General features: G+C 65.9%; 13 protein-coding genes and 1 other RNA gene. 10 read left to right on the top strand and 4 right to left on the bottom strand.

Annotated features, from left to right (window positions below):
- Positions 1–25: 25 nt before the first annotated feature.
- Both XaplCFBP3123_RS08095 and XaplCFBP3123_RS08090 read left to right on the top strand, forming a co-directional pair.
- A complete protein-coding gene (locus XaplCFBP3123_RS08095) occupies positions 26–955 on the top strand; it encodes a phosphate/phosphite/phosphonate ABC transporter substrate-binding protein (RefSeq protein ID WP_172453156.1) in 930 nt (309 codons plus the stop codon).
- Entirely contained in the window at positions 952–3,069 is a 2,118-nt protein-coding gene (locus XaplCFBP3123_RS08090; protein WP_104533574.1) for a putative bifunctional diguanylate cyclase/phosphodiesterase, read from the top strand. The genes XaplCFBP3123_RS08095 and XaplCFBP3123_RS08090 overlap by 4 nt, the downstream gene beginning before the upstream one ends.
- A gap of 264 nt (positions 3,070–3,333) precedes the next feature.
- On the opposite strand, the gene epmB is transcribed toward XaplCFBP3123_RS08090, so the two are convergent.
- Positions 3,334–4,359 (bottom strand): EF-P beta-lysylation protein EpmB, encoded by a 1,026-nt coding sequence (gene epmB / locus XaplCFBP3123_RS08085; RefSeq protein WP_104533573.1) that lies wholly within the window; start codon positions 4,357–4,359, stop codon positions 3,334–3,336.
- A 103-nt stretch (positions 4,360–4,462) separates the two neighbouring features.
- Here epmB and efp point away from each other — a divergent pair, with 103 nt between their 5' ends.
- From efp to XaplCFBP3123_RS08055, 6 genes are read left to right on the top strand one after another with little or no spacing between them, the layout of a single operon-like run.
- Positions 4,463–5,029, top strand: a complete 567-nt coding sequence (gene efp / locus XaplCFBP3123_RS08080; RefSeq protein ID WP_002802373.1) for an elongation factor P — start codon at positions 4,463–4,465, stop codon at positions 5,027–5,029.
- Positions 5,030–5,033: 4 nt separating this feature from the next.
- On the top strand, positions 5,034–5,882 hold the full coding sequence (locus XaplCFBP3123_RS08075; RefSeq protein WP_172453155.1) for a hypothetical protein: 849 nt from the start codon (positions 5,034–5,036) through the stop codon (positions 5,880–5,882).
- A gap of 18 nt (positions 5,883–5,900) precedes the next feature.
- Positions 5,901–7,238, top strand: coding sequence for a TRZ/ATZ family hydrolase (locus XaplCFBP3123_RS08070; protein ID WP_024940415.1), 1,338 nt, complete (start codon positions 5,901–5,903; stop codon positions 7,236–7,238).
- Positions 7,239–7,267: 29 nt separating this feature from the next.
- Entirely contained in the window at positions 7,268–7,987 is a 720-nt protein-coding gene (gene ubiG / locus XaplCFBP3123_RS08065) for a bifunctional 2-polyprenyl-6-hydroxyphenol methylase/3-demethylubiquinol 3-O-methyltransferase UbiG (protein WP_104533571.1), read from the top strand.
- 52 nt (positions 7,988–8,039) lie between these two features.
- On the top strand, positions 8,040–8,765 hold the full coding sequence (locus XaplCFBP3123_RS08060; RefSeq protein ID WP_104533570.1) for a phosphoglycolate phosphatase: 726 nt from the start codon (positions 8,040–8,042) through the stop codon (positions 8,763–8,765).
- Positions 8,766–8,793: 28 nt separating this feature from the next.
- Positions 8,794–9,483 carry a phytoene/squalene synthase family protein gene (locus tag XaplCFBP3123_RS08055; protein ID WP_104533569.1) on the top strand — a complete coding sequence of 230 codons (690 nt, stop codon included), beginning with the start codon at positions 8,794–8,796 and terminating at the stop codon, positions 9,481–9,483.
- A gap of 661 nt (positions 9,484–10,144) precedes the next feature.
- Here XaplCFBP3123_RS08055 and XaplCFBP3123_RS08040 read toward each other — a convergent pair.
- Both XaplCFBP3123_RS08040 and XaplCFBP3123_RS08035 read right to left on the bottom strand, forming a co-directional pair.
- Positions 10,145–11,815 carry a glycoside hydrolase family 28 protein gene (locus XaplCFBP3123_RS08040; RefSeq protein WP_104533568.1) on the bottom strand — a complete coding sequence of 557 codons (1,671 nt, stop codon included), beginning with the start codon at positions 11,813–11,815 and terminating at the stop codon, positions 10,145–10,147.
- A 360-nt stretch (positions 11,816–12,175) separates the two neighbouring features.
- The gene (locus XaplCFBP3123_RS08035; protein WP_253254177.1) at positions 12,176–13,315 is read right to left on the bottom strand and encodes a putative acyl-CoA thioester hydrolase; all 1,140 of its coding nucleotides are present in this window, start codon (positions 13,313–13,315) and stop codon (positions 12,176–12,178) included.
- 455 nt (positions 13,316–13,770) lie between these two features.
- Between XaplCFBP3123_RS08035 and XaplCFBP3123_RS08030 the strand changes: the two genes are divergently transcribed.
- Positions 13,771–14,259 carry a pyridoxamine 5'-phosphate oxidase family protein gene (locus tag XaplCFBP3123_RS08030; protein ID WP_104533567.1) on the top strand — a complete coding sequence of 163 codons (489 nt, stop codon included), beginning with the start codon at positions 13,771–13,773 and terminating at the stop codon, positions 14,257–14,259.
- Positions 14,260–14,416: 157 nt separating this feature from the next.
- Complete coding sequence (locus XaplCFBP3123_RS08025) at positions 14,417–14,707, top strand: hypothetical protein (RefSeq protein WP_104533566.1); 291 nt, start codon at positions 14,417–14,419, stop codon at positions 14,705–14,707.
- Positions 14,708–14,720: 13 nt separating this feature from the next.
- Here the strand turns inward: XaplCFBP3123_RS08025 and XaplCFBP3123_RS08020 are convergent.
- Positions 14,721–14,797: non-coding RNA, sX9 sRNA (locus XaplCFBP3123_RS08020), on the bottom strand.
- Between the last annotated feature and the right edge of the window lie 50 nt (positions 14,798–14,847).

Below are 14,847 nucleotides of genomic sequence, written 5' to 3'. Positions count from 1 at the left end.
CTAGGCTGTCGGCGGCTCTAGGGGAGTGTCCGTTTTGCGCGGTCTACGATGGTGTCTGATTGCCTGCGGGCTGTTGGCCGGGGCAGGTTTGGCCGCGACGGCGACGGCAGCGCCTTCCCCGGTATTGGTGCTTGGACGGATCAGCGACGATCCCGCCACCCATTACGCACAACTCAAGCCCTTGCTGGATTACGTGGTGCCGCGCATGCACGAGGTCGGTATCCGCCGTGGCGAAATCCTGATGGCGCCGGATGCGCGGCAGATGTCCAGTTACCTGCGTCGTGGCCGCGTCGATTGGGTCAGCGAAAGCACCGGTGCGGCGATGCTGCTGGAACAGCGCGGCAGTGCGCACCCGCTGGTGATGACCGAGCGCGCCGGTCTGCGTGAGTTCCACACGGTGTTCTTCGTCCGCCGCGACAGCCCGATCCAGTCGCTCAAGCAATTGCGCGGCCACACCCTGGCGTTGCAGAACGCCTCCTCCACCAGCGGCTATCTGCTGCCGATGCTGGAGCTGGTACGCAACGGTATCGCCTGCGATGTGCTGCTGTCGCAGGACGACAGCCAGGTGCCGGGCTCGGTGGGTTACCTGATGGTCGGGTCGAAATTGAATATCTCCGCCTTCGTGCATCAGCGCCTGATCGATGCGGGCGCTTTCAGTAACGCCGACTGGGACGACGAGCGCCACCTGCCACCGGTGTTCAAGCGCGACTTCCGTATCGTCCATCGCAGTGCGCCGGTGCCGCGCGCGGTGGAGATGGTGCGCACCGGCATGGATCCGGCGGTGGAGCGGCGGCTGCGCGTGGTGCTGTTGCAGGCGGCCTCCGACCCCAAGGCCGGGCCGGCCTTGAAGCGGTTTTTCGGTACCACCGCCTTCCATCCGGTGGATGCTGCCAGCCGCCAGCGCCTGGACGCGCTGAGCGCCGGGTTGCAACGTATCAGGGATCAAGTGGAATGACTCAGGTGCGCTTTGGATTGCAGGCACGCTTTTTATTGGTGATGGCGCTGACGCTGCTGCTGGTCGGTGCGATCCTGGCGTCGCTGCTGCAGCGCCAGAGCGCGATGCAGCGCGAAGTGCGCGGGCTCAGCGCGCAGATTCTGCACGAGCTGTTCGATCGCAGCCTGCGCTCGCGTGGCGAGACCCTGGCCACCGAACTGGCGAACGGCCTTGCCAATCCGCTGTACTACTCCGACCTGGGCACAGTGGGTGCGCTGGTGCGCAATGCCTCGCGGCAGCGGGTGGTGAGCTACGTGCTGGTGTTCGATCGACGCGGCCGGCTGGTGCACGACGGCTCGCCCAATCTGCAGCATTACGGTCAGGCCATGACCGACCCGCTCGCAACCAGGGCGGTGACTGCGCGCGTCACGTTGTTGCAGTCCTCCCCCGAAGTGCTGGACGTGACGGCGCCAATCAAGATCGGCGACCAGCGCATCGGCGGCGTGCGGGTGGGCATGTCGCGTGAGCAGGTGCGCAGGATGGAATCCGGCGCCAACCTGACCCTGGTGCAGAACCTCAACGCGATCGGCAAGCGCGATCTGGGCTGGCTGCTGGTACTGCTGGCCGCGCTGGTCGCGCTGGGGGTGCTGTTGGCCATCTACGTGCAGCGCACCCTGGTGGCGCCGGTGCGGTTGCTGGCCGCGGCCGCGCGCCAGATCGAGCGTGGCGACTATGCGGTGCAGTTGCCGCCGCATCCGCGCAACGACGAGATCGGCGAGTTGATTTCCGCCTTCGGCCGCATGAGCGAGAGCATCGCCCGGCACGATCGCGAGGTGCGCCACATGGCCTACACCGATGCGTTGACCGGACTGACCAACCGGCTGGGGTTCCGCGAAGGCCTGGATCATCTGCTCAACACCGCCCGCAGCACCGACAGCAAGCTGGCGCTGCTGTTTGCCGATATCGACGACTTCAAGCGCGTCAACGACACGCTGGGCCACGAGGCCGGCGACGAGGCCTTGCTGCAGTTCGCCAGCCGGATCAGCCGCGCGGTCGGTGCGTTGGGCGGCGACGACGCGATCCTGGCGCGCTTTGGTGGCGACGAGTTCGTGATCCTGCTGCAGAACGGCGACGTCAGCCTGCTTGCCGCCCAGCTCGCGGACCGGCTGGTGCACGAATTGAGCCGCCCCTTGAATGTGCAGGGACGGGAGGTGTTCCTGGGCACCTCGATCGGCATCACGCTGTTCCCGGACGATGCCAGCAACGCCACTGCGTTACTGAAGAACGGCGATATCGCGATGTACCAGGCCAAGGTCGCCGGCAAGAACTGCCATCGCTTCTACAGCCGCGCGGCCGACCATGCGGTGGAGCGGCGCGTGCACATGGAGCACGAGTTGCGCGGGGCCTGGGATCGCGACGAGTTGCGGCTGGTCTATCAGCCGATCTACCGCACCAGCGACCGCGTGCTGGTGGGGGTGGAAGTGTTGTTGCGCTGGCAGCACCCGGCGCTGGGCACGATTGCGCCATCCACCTTTATCGATATCGCCGAGCAGAGCGGCCTGATCGAGGTGATCGGCCCCAAGGTGCTGCGTGCGGCCTGCCTGGAAGCGGCGCAATGGCCGGTGCTGGGCGAGGGCTTGTTCATCTCGGTCAACGTCTCGCCACGTCAACTGCGCAGTGGCGACCTGATCGACACCGTGGCCGAGTGCCTGGCCGAATCCGGCCTGCCGGCCGCGCGGCTGCATCTGGAGCTGACCGAAACGGCGGTGATCGGCGACGAAATGATGGCCGCCAGCCTGCTCGATCAATTGCACCGCACCGGTGTGAAGGTGTGGCTGGACGACTTCGGCACCGGTTTCTCCGGCTTGAGCCATCTGCGCCAGGTGCCGGTGGATGGGGTCAAGATCGACAAGAGTTTCATCGCCGACCTGCAGCGCGACCCTGACGATCTTGCGCTGACCACGGCCATCATCGGCATGGCGCATTCGCTGGGCATCACGGTGGTTGCAGAGGGAATCGAGCAGGAAGCGCAGTTCAACCTGCTACGCGAACGCGGCTGCGATCTGGGTCAGGGCTACTGGTTCAGCCGCCCGCTGAGCCCGGCCGATATGGTCAAGCTGATCGCCGCGGGCTGAGCAGCGTAGGAGCGCACCCGGGCGCGACGGGGCTTTACCGGGCAATTGAGGCTTTATCAGGAGGCTTCGTCGCGCCCGGGCGCGCTCCTACGACGAGGTGTTCGGGGAGTTCGACGGTTACAGCAGCTATTGCTTGGGGTTCCGTGCATTCGCTGCGGCGTCGGATACCAGCGTAGGAGCGCACCCGGGCGCGACGGGTGTTACCGGTCATGCTTCGTCGCGCCCGGGTGCGCTCCTACGATCCGATGTGGTTGAGCCGGGTGTTTACAGCGGCCGTTTGCCGGTGTCGCCGGGGATTTCGCGCACCAGGCGCGGCACCAGGTAGCCGGACAGGCGCGTGGCCAGCTCGGTGTGCAGCGCGCGCGCGCGGGCATCGTCCACTTCGAAATGCGCCACGCCGGCCACCCGGTCGAGCTGATGCAGGTAATACGGCAGCACGCCGGCGGCGAAGCTGCGTTCGCTCAGGGCCGCCAGCGCGTCCACGCTGTCGTTGACGCCGCGCAGCAGCACGGCCTGATTGAGCAACTGCGCGCCGGCCTCGCGCAGGGCACGCATGGCATCGTCCACGGCGGTATCGAATTCGTTGGCATGGTTGGCATGCACCACGAAGGCCACCGGCCACGGCAGGCTGCGCAGCCAGGCCAGCAGCGGCGCGTCGACGCGCTCGGGCAGCACGATCGGCAGCCGGCTGTGGATGCGCAGGCGCTTGATATGGCCGATGGCGGCCAGCGCGTCGGTGAGTTCGGCCAGTTTGCCGGTGGCCAGCGACAGCGGGTCGCCGCCGGACAGCAGCACTTCGTCGATGCCTGGGTCGGCTGCGATCGCGGCGACCGCGTGGCGCCATCCGTCGCGCGCGGCGGTTTCCTCGGCATACGGAAAGTGGCGGCGGAAGCAGTAGCGGCAGTGCACCGCGCAGCTGCCGGTGGCGATCAGCAGCGCGCGGCCGCGGTATTTCTGGATCACACCGTCGGCGGTCTTGGCGGCGCCATCGCCGACCGCATCCAGGCCGAAGCCCGGCACCGGCCGCATTTCATCGTCCAGTGGCAGCACCTGGCGCAGCAGCGGGTCGTGCAGGTCGCCACGGCGCATGCGCGCCACGAATGCCTGCGGCACCCGCAGCGGGAACTGGGCGGCGGCATCGCTGATCCCGGCCGCCTGCGCGTCCAGGCCCAGCAGCGCCAGCAGCGCGCGCGGGTCGCGCACGGCGTCGCGCCACTGCTGCTGCCAGCGCGGCGGCTGCAGGGTGGGAGGCGGAGATGGCTGCAAGGCGAGGGGGGCTGCGGGTATCATGTGCGGTCACAAAACCAATGCCCGCCGGTTGCGGCGGGCGCCCCATTCTAATCCGACCTGCCACGGCCTGTGGCAGGTCGTGGTCTTATCGAGGAGCTGCACCATGGCCACTGTTGGCATGAACGACGTCAAGAACGGCATGAAGATCCTGGTCAACAACGAGCCGGCGGTCATCACCGAGACCGAATACGTCAAGCCGGGCAAGGGCCAGGCCTTCACCCGCATGAAGTACCGCTTTATCAAGTCCGGCCGCGTGGTCGAAATGACCATGAAGGCGACCGACGACGTGGAAGTGGCCGACGTGGTCGATACCGACATGCGCTACCTGTACAGCGATGGCGAGTACTGGCACTTCATGGACCCGGAAACCTTCGAGCAGGTGCAGACCGACAAGGCCGGCATGGGCGGCGCCGACAAGTGGCTCAAGGGCGAGGAAGACTGCATCGTGACGCTGTGGAACGGTGCGCCGATCTGGGTGCAGCCGCCGAACTTCGTCGAGCTGAAGATCACCGAGACCGACCCGGGCGTGCGCGGCGATACCTCCGGCGGCGGCGGCAAGCCGGCGACGCTGGAAACCGGCGCGGTGGTGCGCGTGCCGCTGTTCGTCAACCAGGACGAAATCATCAAGGTCGACACCCGCTCGGGCGAATACTCGGCGCGCGTCAAGTAAGACGATGCGTCCGGCACACTGGCCTGATCGAGCGGGACGCGGTGCCAGTGTCGTGTTGGGGCTGTGGGGTGCGCTCGTGGCGTGCCCGGCGTTTGCGCAATCGGCTGCCGCAACGTGCGCCGCCGGTGACGTGGCCGCCGTTGCGGCCATTGCAACGTCCGGCGTGGTGGGCGGCGCTGCCGCCACGGTGCCGGTCGACCGTTTGGTGGCCCAGACCTGTAAGCCGTGGCCGAACGATCCTGCGATCCGGCTGGCGGCAATCGCATTTGCTGGCGACGCGGAGAGCGTGCCTGGCGAGCGCGACCTCGAGTTGCGCGTGGCCATGCTCGATGCCGCCAGCGGCAAGGTGCGGGCGTTCTACGCGCAGGCAATGGGCGAGGACGCCGCCTTCGAACTCGCTGCCGACAGCCTGCGCCTGGACACCGCGCGCTACGACCTGGCCAAGGGCGTGCGTGCGATCGGCGTGGTGGTGCGCAGCGCCGCGCGCGGGCCCAGCTGCCCGGATTTTTACAGCAATCAGGCATTGACCCTGCTGGTGCGTGAGGGGCGCAGCCTGCGCCCGGTGCTGCAACGCGATCTTTATGCGTGGCAACGTGTGAAAGGCGAGCCGTGCAGTCTGGGGAAGGACGATGTGATCACCGAAGTCGCCAATCTGAGCGTGAGCATGGCGCCGCAGGTACATGCCGGATATGCGGACATCGTGCTGACAGCCAACGTATCTACCGTGGAGAGCGCCGCTGGCAGCGACACCGATACCGAACGCACCCGTCGCGCGCGCCAGGTGCTGCGCTACAACGGCCAGCGCTATGTGCCTGTGGCCGGTGGCGATCCCCGCTGGCCGTTCGACAACTAACCTTTTATGGATCCGCTCATGACCAATGCCCCTCCCGAAGTCTGCGACCTGTTGATCGAAGCCGGTTACGTTGTGCCGATCGAGCCGCATGCGGTGGTGCTCGACGATCACGCGGTGGCGGTGCACAACGGCGTCATCGTGGCGATCCTGCCGACCGCCGAGGCGCGCCTGCGGTTTGCGCCGACGCAGACCGTCTCGCGCCCGGAGGCTGCCCTGATCCCGGGCCTGGTCAATGCGCATACGCATAACCCGATGACGCTGCTGCGTGGCGTTGCCGACGATCTGCCGCTGATGGTGTGGCTGCAGCAGCACATCTGGCCGGTGGAAGCGGCGGTGATCGGGCCGGAATTCGTGGCCGACGGCACCACGCTGGCGATCGCCGAAATGCTGCGTGGCGGGACCACCTGCGTCAACGAAAACTACTTCTTCGCCGATGTGCAGGCGGCCGTGTACAAGCAGCACGGGTTCCGTGCGCTGGTCGGCGCGGTGATCATCGATTTCCCCACCGCCTGGGCATCGTCGGACGACGAATACTTCGCACGGGCCGGCGAGCTGCATGACCAGTGGCGCGACGATCCGCTGATCAGCACCGCCTTCGCGCCGCATGCGCCGTACACGGTCAACGATGCCAACTTCGAGCGCGTGCGCATGCTGGCCGACCAGCTGGATCTGCCGGTACATCTGCACACGCACGAAACCGCGCAGGAAGTGGCCGATTCGGTCGCGCAATACGGGCAGCGCCCGCTGGCGCGCCTGGATCGCCTGGGCCTGGTCAACGACCGCCTGATCGCCGTGCACATGACCCAGCTCACCGAGGCGGAGATCCATCTATGCGCCGAGCGCGGCGTCAGCGTGGTGCACTGCCCGGAGTCCAACCTCAAGCTCGCCTCGGGCTTTTGCCCGGCCTGCGCACTGCAACGTGCCGGTGTGAATCTGGCCATCGGCACCGACGGCTGCGCCAGCAACAACGACCTGGACATGTTCAGCGAGAACCGCACGGCAGCGATCCTGGCCAAGGCTGTGGCCAACGATGCGACCGCGCTGGATGCGGCCACCACGCTGCGCGCGGCCACGCTGGGCGGCGCGCGTGCGTTGGGCTTCGGCGACAGGATCGGTTCGATCGAAATCGGCAAGCAGGCCGATCTGGTCTGCGTCGACTTGTCTGCACTGGAGACCCAGCCGCTGCATCATGTGCTGTCGCAACTCATCTACGCCGCCGGCCGTCACCAGGTCACCGATGTGTGGATCGCCGGCAAGCCCAAGCTGGTGCAGCGCGAGCTCATCGACATGGATACCGCTGCCCTGGTCGCCAATGCGCGGCAGTGGCGCGAGCGCATCCGCACCGTCCGCGCCTGAGCGCGCGTCCTCCCATCACGGAGCTCCGCATGAATCCGAACACCCAGTCCACGTCCAGCAACTTCCATCAGAGCGAGCTGGACAAGTTCGCAGCATTGGCCAACCGCTGGTGGGATGCCGACGGCCCGCAGAAGCCGCTGCATGCGCTCAATCCGGTGCGCCTGGACTATGTGTCCGCACGGCTGGGCCTGGCCGGTGCGCGCGTGCTCGATGTCGGCTGCGGCGGTGGTCTGCTCAGCGAGTCGATGGCGCGTCTGGGCGCGCAGGTCACGGCGATCGATCTGGCGCCGGAGCTGGTCAAGGTGGCGCGCCTGCACAGCCTGGAATCGGGCGTGCAGGTGGATTATCGCGTGCAGTCGGTGGAAGACCTGGCCGCCGAACAGCCGGGCAGCTTCGATGCGGTGACCTGCATGGAAATGCTCGAGCACGTGCCGGACCCGACCGCGATCATCCGCGCCTGCGCCAGCCTGCTCAAGCCCGGCGGCAAGCTGTTCCTGTCCACGCTCAATCGCACGCCGGCCGCGTTCGCGCTGGCGGTGATCGGCGCCGAATACATTGCGCGGCTGCTGCCCAAGGGCACGCATCACTACAAGGATTTCATCAAGCCGGCAGAACTTGCGGCGTGGTTGCGCAACGCCGAACTGCAGCTGGAAGACGTCAGCGGTATGCTGTACGAGCCGTGGCGCAATCGTGCGCGCCTGTCGTCGCGGACCGAGGTCAATTACCTTGCTTATGCGGTGAAGCCGTGACGAATCGGGAATCGGGATTCGGGAATCGCAACAACAGACACCGGCGCTGGTGATGTTCGAGCCATTCCGAGTCCAAGATGACGAAGCTCAGCGGAAAGACGCCGTTGCATCGTCGAAGTTTCCGCGTGCGGTGTTGTTCGATCTGGATGGCACCCTGCTCGATAGCGCGCCGGACATGCTGGCGACCGTCAACGCGATGCTGGATGCGCGTGGTCGTGCGCCGATCGCGTTGGCGCAGTTGCGGCCGGTGGTGTCCAAGGGCGCGCGCGCGATGCTGGCGGTCGCGTTTGCGGAACTCGATGCGGTCGCGCGCGATGCGCTGGTGCCGGAATTCCTGCGTCGTTACGAGGCCTTGATCGGCACGCAGTCGCAGCTGTTCGATGGCGTCGAAGAACTGCTGCTGCGCCTGGAGCGCGCCGGTTGCATCTGGGGCGTGGTCACCAACAAGCCCGAATATCTGGCGCGGCTGATCCTGCCGCAACTGGGGTGGGAACAGCGCTGTGCGGTGCTGATCGGCGGCGATACGCTGGCCGAACGCAAGCCGCATCCGTTGCCATTGCTGACAGCGGCCGAGCGCATCGGCGTTGCGCCGGCCCAGTGCGTCTACGTGGGCGACGACGAGCGCGACATCCTGGCCGCACGCGCGGCGGCGATGCCATCGGTGGCGGTGTTGTGGGGCTATCGCCTGCACGACGACGAGCCGTCGCGCTGGCAGGCCGACGTCCTCGTCGCGCAGCCGCAGACGCTGTGGGATGCCGTGGCGTGGCCGCAGACCTGATCTTCTTTCGTTTTCTTCTGGACCCGCCATGAGCCAATCCAGCGCTCTCGACAGTTTTCTCGACAAGTGGCGCACGCGCTGGCCGGAATGGTCGGTTGCCGAGCCGTTTATTCCCGAACCGCAGCGACGCCTCACGGCGGCCTGGTTTGCGCTGCTGCAGGAATGGGAAGACATCATGAACATTGCCGGCGATCCGTTACCGGCCGACGCCAAGCTGGCGTGGTGGCAGCAGGAGCTGCGCGATTGGTCGCAGCGGCGCTCGCGCCATCCGCTCGGGCGGGTGCTGGAGCCGGTGCATGCGCCGTGGGTGCAACTGGCCGATACCTTGCCGGCAATGCAGGATGCGCGTGCGCAGCCGCAATCGTTGCAGCAGGCGTTGGCGACATTAGGTGCCTTCGCCGAGGCCGTGGTTGCCGTGGAAGCTGCGCTATTTGCGCGCACCCAGCCTGGCGATGCCATTGCGGTGGCAGTGCAGTGGCTGGACGCACGCCAGCGTGTGGCCGGCGACAGCGCCGCGCCCGCTGACATGACCACCGCCGCATGGCGCACCCAGTTACTGCGCGCCTGGCCGCGCAAACCGGCGTTGGCGCGGTCGCACCGGGTGTGGTCGCGGCTGGCCCGCCTGCGCCTGCAGCGCGAGCTTGCCGGCAAGGCAGGGTATCCACCGCCAGTGCAGCAGTTGTGGCATAGCTGGCGTGCTGCCAGCGGCGCGGACTGAGAGCGGCGGATCTGCGCCTTGGCTGCAGGGCCCTTGCCCGCCCACCATCGCGGGACACGCCTTGAACCCGTCTATTGAGGCTCTTATGCGGTATCCATGCCGCATAAGGTCCCGCGACGGTGGGCGGGCAAGGACCTGTCGAGATGGTCGGTGTGCATGGTTTTCAATAAAGCAGCCGACTAACTTCCTAGTGCGGTGTTCTTGCCGGTTGCGGGACCGTGTGGCGGCATGGATGCCGCCACCGAGCCCCCATGGACGGGTTCACGGCGTGTCCCGCGAGCGGTGAGGGCACCGCGCCCTCGACGCTGTGAGTCTGCTGCAGGGCCCTTGCCCGCCCACCGTCGCAGGACACGCCGCAAGTACGTCCTTGTAGGCTCTGGCGCGGCATCCATGCCGCTCAAGGTCCCGCGACGGTGAGCGGGCAAGGACCAGTCGAGATGGTCGGTGTGCATGGCTTTTCATAAAGCAGCCGAGCAACTGTCTGGTGCGGTGTCCTTGCCGGTTGCGGGACCGTGTGGCGGCATGGATGCCGCCACCGAGCCCCCAGGGACGGGTTCACGGCGTGTCCCGCAAGCGGTGAGGGCGCTGCGCCCTCTATCAGCCCGCTTTTGGTGCATGCTTGGATCGTCTGATCGCAGCATCGCTGCCGCTCCGCGCAAGATCAGATCGGCGAATCCGGCAATACCGAGTGGTAGGCAATGAACGCGTCATTGCACTGCAGTGGCGCGCCTGGCCCGGGCTTTCCTTGCAGTTGCACATCGTTGGGCACCGATCCGGACAGCTGATCGAAAAAGCTCACCGGGCCGCCCTTGAACGTGAAGTGGGTCGCGCCCGGATTGCTGGCCGGCCCGCCGAAGTGCGGTTGCGCGAACGAGATCGGCCCGCCTTCCAGCACCACGTTGTCCAGCGACAGGGTGATCGGCAAAGTCGTGGTTGCGTCGCGATACCCATAGAAGCTCAGCTGGCCGCCGCCAAACGCCTTGGAACCCAGCGAGTGCACGTTGGTCAGAGCAATGCCGCTGAAACTCGGCAGTTTGCTGCGCACCGCCGCGTTGGCGTAGTTGGCGTCGAACACCAGCGGCCTGGCAACCCCACGCATGCAGACGTTTTCGAAGCTGATGTCGTAGACCTGGCCGCCGCGCGTGCCATCGGATTTGATACGCAGGCCGTTGGCCGAGTACGGGTCTCTCACGACATCATTCGCGTCGAAGCCATCGATGCTCAAGCCGCGCACGGCGATGTGGCGCATGCCCGCATCGGTTTCGCTACCCAGCGAAAAACCATGCGTGTAGTAGAACTGGTTGTACGCGAACAGCATGTTTTCCGCGGCGATGCTGCGTTTGCTGCTGGCATGGGCCTTGATCGCCACACCGTCATCGCCGGTGCCGATGTAGGAGTACGCCAGCAACACCTTCTTCGACTGGCCGGGATCGAAGCCATCGGTATTCTTGGCCGTTTCGGGCGTGAAGCAGCTAGCGTGCGGATTGACGTCGGGCGTCGTGCCGGCCGGGCAGCGATAACCGGGACGCGAGTAGACCAGGCTGGGCGCGAGAATCTTGATGCCCCACGCGGTCAGGCCTACCACGTTGTCGGTGGTGACATGGAAATTGGGCGAGTTTTCCAGGGTGATGTCGTACAGGGTGAAGTCGCTGCTGTCGTCGATCTGCAGCAGCCGCGGGACGTGCTGGCTCAGTCCTTTGGTGACATTGAGATAGGCCAGATCCCACCAGCTGGCGGTGCCGGCATTGGGCCCGGCGGTGAGCGTGCTGCCGCCGCGGCCGTCGATCTTGCCGGCACCCACAATCGCGCTGTTGGCGGTATCGGCGACGTGGATCAGCGGGTTGCAGGACTTGGCCTTGTCGTTGGTCGCGGTGCCGCAGGTGCCAAGACCATTGTCGTAATCGTGCGGATTGCGCGAGCCGAACAAGGTGACGCCGCGGTCGATCCACAGCGCGATCCTGCTCTTGATCGTCAGCGGGCCGCTCAAGAAACCGGACTCGCCGGCATCGCCGGGCACCAGGCGCACCGCGCTGCCGGCCGGGCAATCATCGATGGCCGCCTGCAGACGCGCGGTGTCGCGCCTGGACTGCGCGGGATCTGTATCGAGTGCGTCCAGCGAACCGGCGACCGGCCTCAAGGCGGCCTTGAGCGTTGCGCAGACCTGCGTCGGTAACGTCGGTTGCTGGATCACGCCCCAACTGGTGGAAATGCTGTGCGCGGTGTCGGGCAAGTCCGCGGTGTGCGGCCGCGCGGCGCCGGCCTGGAATGTCGTCAGGCCAAGCAGCGCTAGCGTCAACGGTGCAAGCGCTGGAAAGGGAGAATCGGACTGCATGGGGATGACTCCGGGGAGTGGGATGCGAAAGACGCCGTCGATCAGTCACAGGCGCGCCGCCTCGGTGTTGCAGTCGCATGACAGCGATCGTCAACACACCATGCCGGCGCGCCAACCGTCTCGCTTGCCGCAGGACTTGTCTGGCGGCGAGCGACGAGCAAGGGTGGCCCCTTGTGTCCAGGCGCGCTGTCGGCCGGGCGAATTCAGCACCGCATTGCCGAAGACGCTGCAGCGTTGCCGCAATCGGAAGAAACAAAAACCCCTGCCGGCTCACCGCATTACACGGCTTGCCGACAGGCGAGGTGGCAGCGTCAACGCGCTGCGATACGGTGACTCAGGGTGACCTGGCGTGGCGAACGGTCAGTCCGCGCTGCCGGCACCGCTGTTGCCGTACTCGTAGAACCGGTTCGCCGAATTGGTGCAGTTGCTGCTGCAGTAAGGACGGCTTGCGGTGGAGGCATTCCATGGTGCGGTCTTGCGGATGTGGCTGCCCAGGCTGGAATCGCGCACCGTGACCTGGCCATTGGGCGAGGTGCCGTTGACATAGGCGGGCAGACCGCTGACGCCTTCGTCCCAGGCGCGCCCGAGGTAGGTCTGATTGTCGGGTGATCCGGAGCCGGCGACGAAGCGGCTATTGATCGCCAGGAACCCATGGGCACTGCCCGGGCGCGTGCTCGGCGCAAAGATATAGCCGCCACGACTGCTGCCCAGGCGCGCGCCGGCCGAGCGGATGGTGGCGTTGTCGAACACGCCCACACCCGACCCGAAGATGAAGTCGACATCGCCTTCGATCGTGCTGTTCTTGAAATAGGCGCGAATCACATTGGCAGCATTGGTCGCGCTGATCAGCAAGGTGTCCTGATTGCCGGTCACCAGCACATCTTCGAAACTGGCCTGGTCGCCACGTACCGCCAGCGCCACTGCGGCCTGATTGTTGTCCTCGTAAGTGCCTTCTACATAATAGTTGTGCACGCGCAGGTGACGCGCCTGGAAGCCGGCTGCGCGCACGGTCAGTGTCGCGCTGTTGGAGGTCCCCACCGTGGTTGCTGCTGCGTTGCTGGCACAGGGGTGACTTGCGGTGCCGGCCGGCTTGGGCGTCGGGTTGGCGTTGTTGAAGCGGATGACGGTGTCGGTGCTGTTGGTGCCCAAGCCGAACAGGGTCAGCGGTGGCGCGTTGGTCGGCACGCACACCAGTTCGGTATAGGTGCCGGCCTTGACGCTGATGTAGCGACGGGCGCTGCCGCCGCCGGCGACCGCGGCATCGATTGCGGACTGCACGGTGCGGTAGCGCGTGGAGCCATCGGCGGCGACGGCGAAGTCTGCACTGAACAGCGCGACCCCTGCAGTGGGATTCCAGTTATCGGTGACCAGGGCACCGATCGGGCCGGCCTTGGCCAAAGCCTTGGTGATGGTGTACGTGCTCGCTTCGCTGCTGCTGAGTTGCGGGCGGCTGGCTGAGCCGGTCAACGCGGGGGCATCGACACTGACAAGGCTCAGCAGGGCGGCGGCGATACAGGTCGTGCGCAAAGGCGATGCAGACATGAGTGGCGCTCTCTCGGAAGGGACGCAGGCGGTAGGTTGATACGCTTCAGCCGCTGGACGTTGCGTGCCTGTACCGCAAACATGGCGCAGCACGCGATGGGCGGATGCCGGTCGCCGCGTCTGGTGTTCCTGGATGGCGGAGCAATCGGCGAGGCGATCCTACTGACCTGGTCGCTTCAGCGGTCCGGCGTCGAGACGCAATGTTCAAGAGCTCCGGTGGGATCACGCTCTGCAACGTGACTGCATCGCAAACGGGCAGCGTAGGTTGCCGTGATTTGTGCAGGTGCACCATCGCACGTGGGCGGATCGCGTTGCCGCCATGTGCAGGCAGGAGTGCGCATCGTCACATGCCGTGGGCAGGGAGACTTCCAGACTGAGCCACCCGCGTAGACACGCGCATGTGAGATAGCGAGATGGCAGATCCCAAAGAGCTGCAGGAAAAATTCTGGAAAGCCCTGAAGTCCGATCGCACCGTGATGCTGGGCCTGGATGGCGTGGAAGATGGGCATGCACGCCCGATGACGGCGCAGATCGAAGGCGATAGCGGTGGCCCGATCTGGTTCTTCACGTCCAGGGACAACGCGCTGCTTTCCATGCTGGGGCAGGGTCGCCGTGTCATTGGCGCCTTCAGCAGCAAGGGACATGACCTGTTTGCCAGCATCAGCGGCTCGTTGCGCGAAGATACCGATCCAGCCGTGGTCGAGCGTCTGTGGAACCCGCATGTTGCTGCCTGGTATGAAGGCGGCAAGGACGATCCCAAGTTGGCGCTGCTGCGTCTGGACACCGATCACGCGCAGATCTGGCTCAATGGTTCCAGTCTGTTGGCCGGCATCAAGGTGTTGTTCGGTGTCGACCCGAAAAAGGATTACCAGGACAAGGTGGCGGACGTTCCGCTGCGCTAAGGCCTGGGCCACGCATGCACGATCCTCGCGATGGTGCACGCTCCAGTGCTGCCGCTTGGTTGCGCGGCTGCATCGGCGCTGTCAGCTTGGACTGCATGCGATAACGGTACTGGCGCCACGCGATCACGCGCTGCGCGCCTGCCACAGGAGAAGCCAGATGCAACAGATCGAAATTGGCCAGATGGTGTTTCTGCGCGATGGCGAAGTCGGGGTAGGCGCAATCCGCGAGATCCGCAAGGATGGCGCCGAGCTCGTCATCAATATCGAAAACGGTGGCGACTTGGTACTGCCTGCGTCGGTGGTGCGTGATGTGCATTCGGGCAAGGTGATGCTGGATGTCGAGCGATTGCCGGACGACGTACGCACTGCCTTGCGTCATCCACACGACAATGAGTTGCCAACCAGCACATATGCGGCTAGCGATCCACAAGATGGCGCGCTCACGTAGATCAGCCAAGCGCGGCTGACAAAACGTAGCGAACGGTCGTGAGGTGAGTGCGGGCGGCACGCTCGGCACCGGGGTGCACGAGTGGTACATGCCGATTCCCCGCACCGACCACGCCCGCCTGGCGGCCGCGCAGTCGTTTT

Origin of the sequence: Xanthomonas arboricola pv. populi, from assembly GCF_002939945.1 — a bacterium.
GTDB lineage: Bacteria > Pseudomonadota > Gammaproteobacteria > Xanthomonadales > Xanthomonadaceae > Xanthomonas > Xanthomonas arboricola_A.
This window is presented reverse-complemented; position numbering and strand designations above follow the sequence as displayed.

Coding starts and splice junctions, on each gene's coding strand:
- XaplCFBP3123_RS08090 (WP_104533574.1), top strand. CDS start 952: ATGACTCAGGTGCGCTTTGGATTGCAGGCACGCTTTTTATTGGTGATG.
- epmB (WP_104533573.1), bottom strand. CDS start 4,359: ATGATACCCGCAGCCCCCCTCGCCTTGCAGCCATCTCCGCCTCCCACC.
- efp (WP_002802373.1), top strand. CDS start 4,463: ATGGCCACTGTTGGCATGAACGACGTCAAGAACGGCATGAAGATCCTG.
- XaplCFBP3123_RS08075 (WP_172453155.1), top strand. CDS start 5,034: ATGCGTCCGGCACACTGGCCTGATCGAGCGGGACGCGGTGCCAGTGTC.
- XaplCFBP3123_RS08070 (WP_024940415.1), top strand. CDS start 5,901: ATGACCAATGCCCCTCCCGAAGTCTGCGACCTGTTGATCGAAGCCGGT.
- ubiG (WP_104533571.1), top strand. CDS start 7,268: ATGAATCCGAACACCCAGTCCACGTCCAGCAACTTCCATCAGAGCGAG.
- XaplCFBP3123_RS08060 (WP_104533570.1), top strand. CDS start 8,040: ATGTTCGAGCCATTCCGAGTCCAAGATGACGAAGCTCAGCGGAAAGAC.
- XaplCFBP3123_RS08055 (WP_104533569.1), top strand. CDS start 8,794: ATGAGCCAATCCAGCGCTCTCGACAGTTTTCTCGACAAGTGGCGCACG.
- XaplCFBP3123_RS08040 (WP_104533568.1), bottom strand. CDS start 11,815: ATGCAGTCCGATTCTCCCTTTCCAGCGCTTGCACCGTTGACGCTAGCG.
- XaplCFBP3123_RS08030 (WP_104533567.1), top strand. CDS start 13,771: ATGGCAGATCCCAAAGAGCTGCAGGAAAAATTCTGGAAAGCCCTGAAG.
- XaplCFBP3123_RS08025 (WP_104533566.1), top strand. CDS start 14,417: ATGCAACAGATCGAAATTGGCCAGATGGTGTTTCTGCGCGATGGCGAA.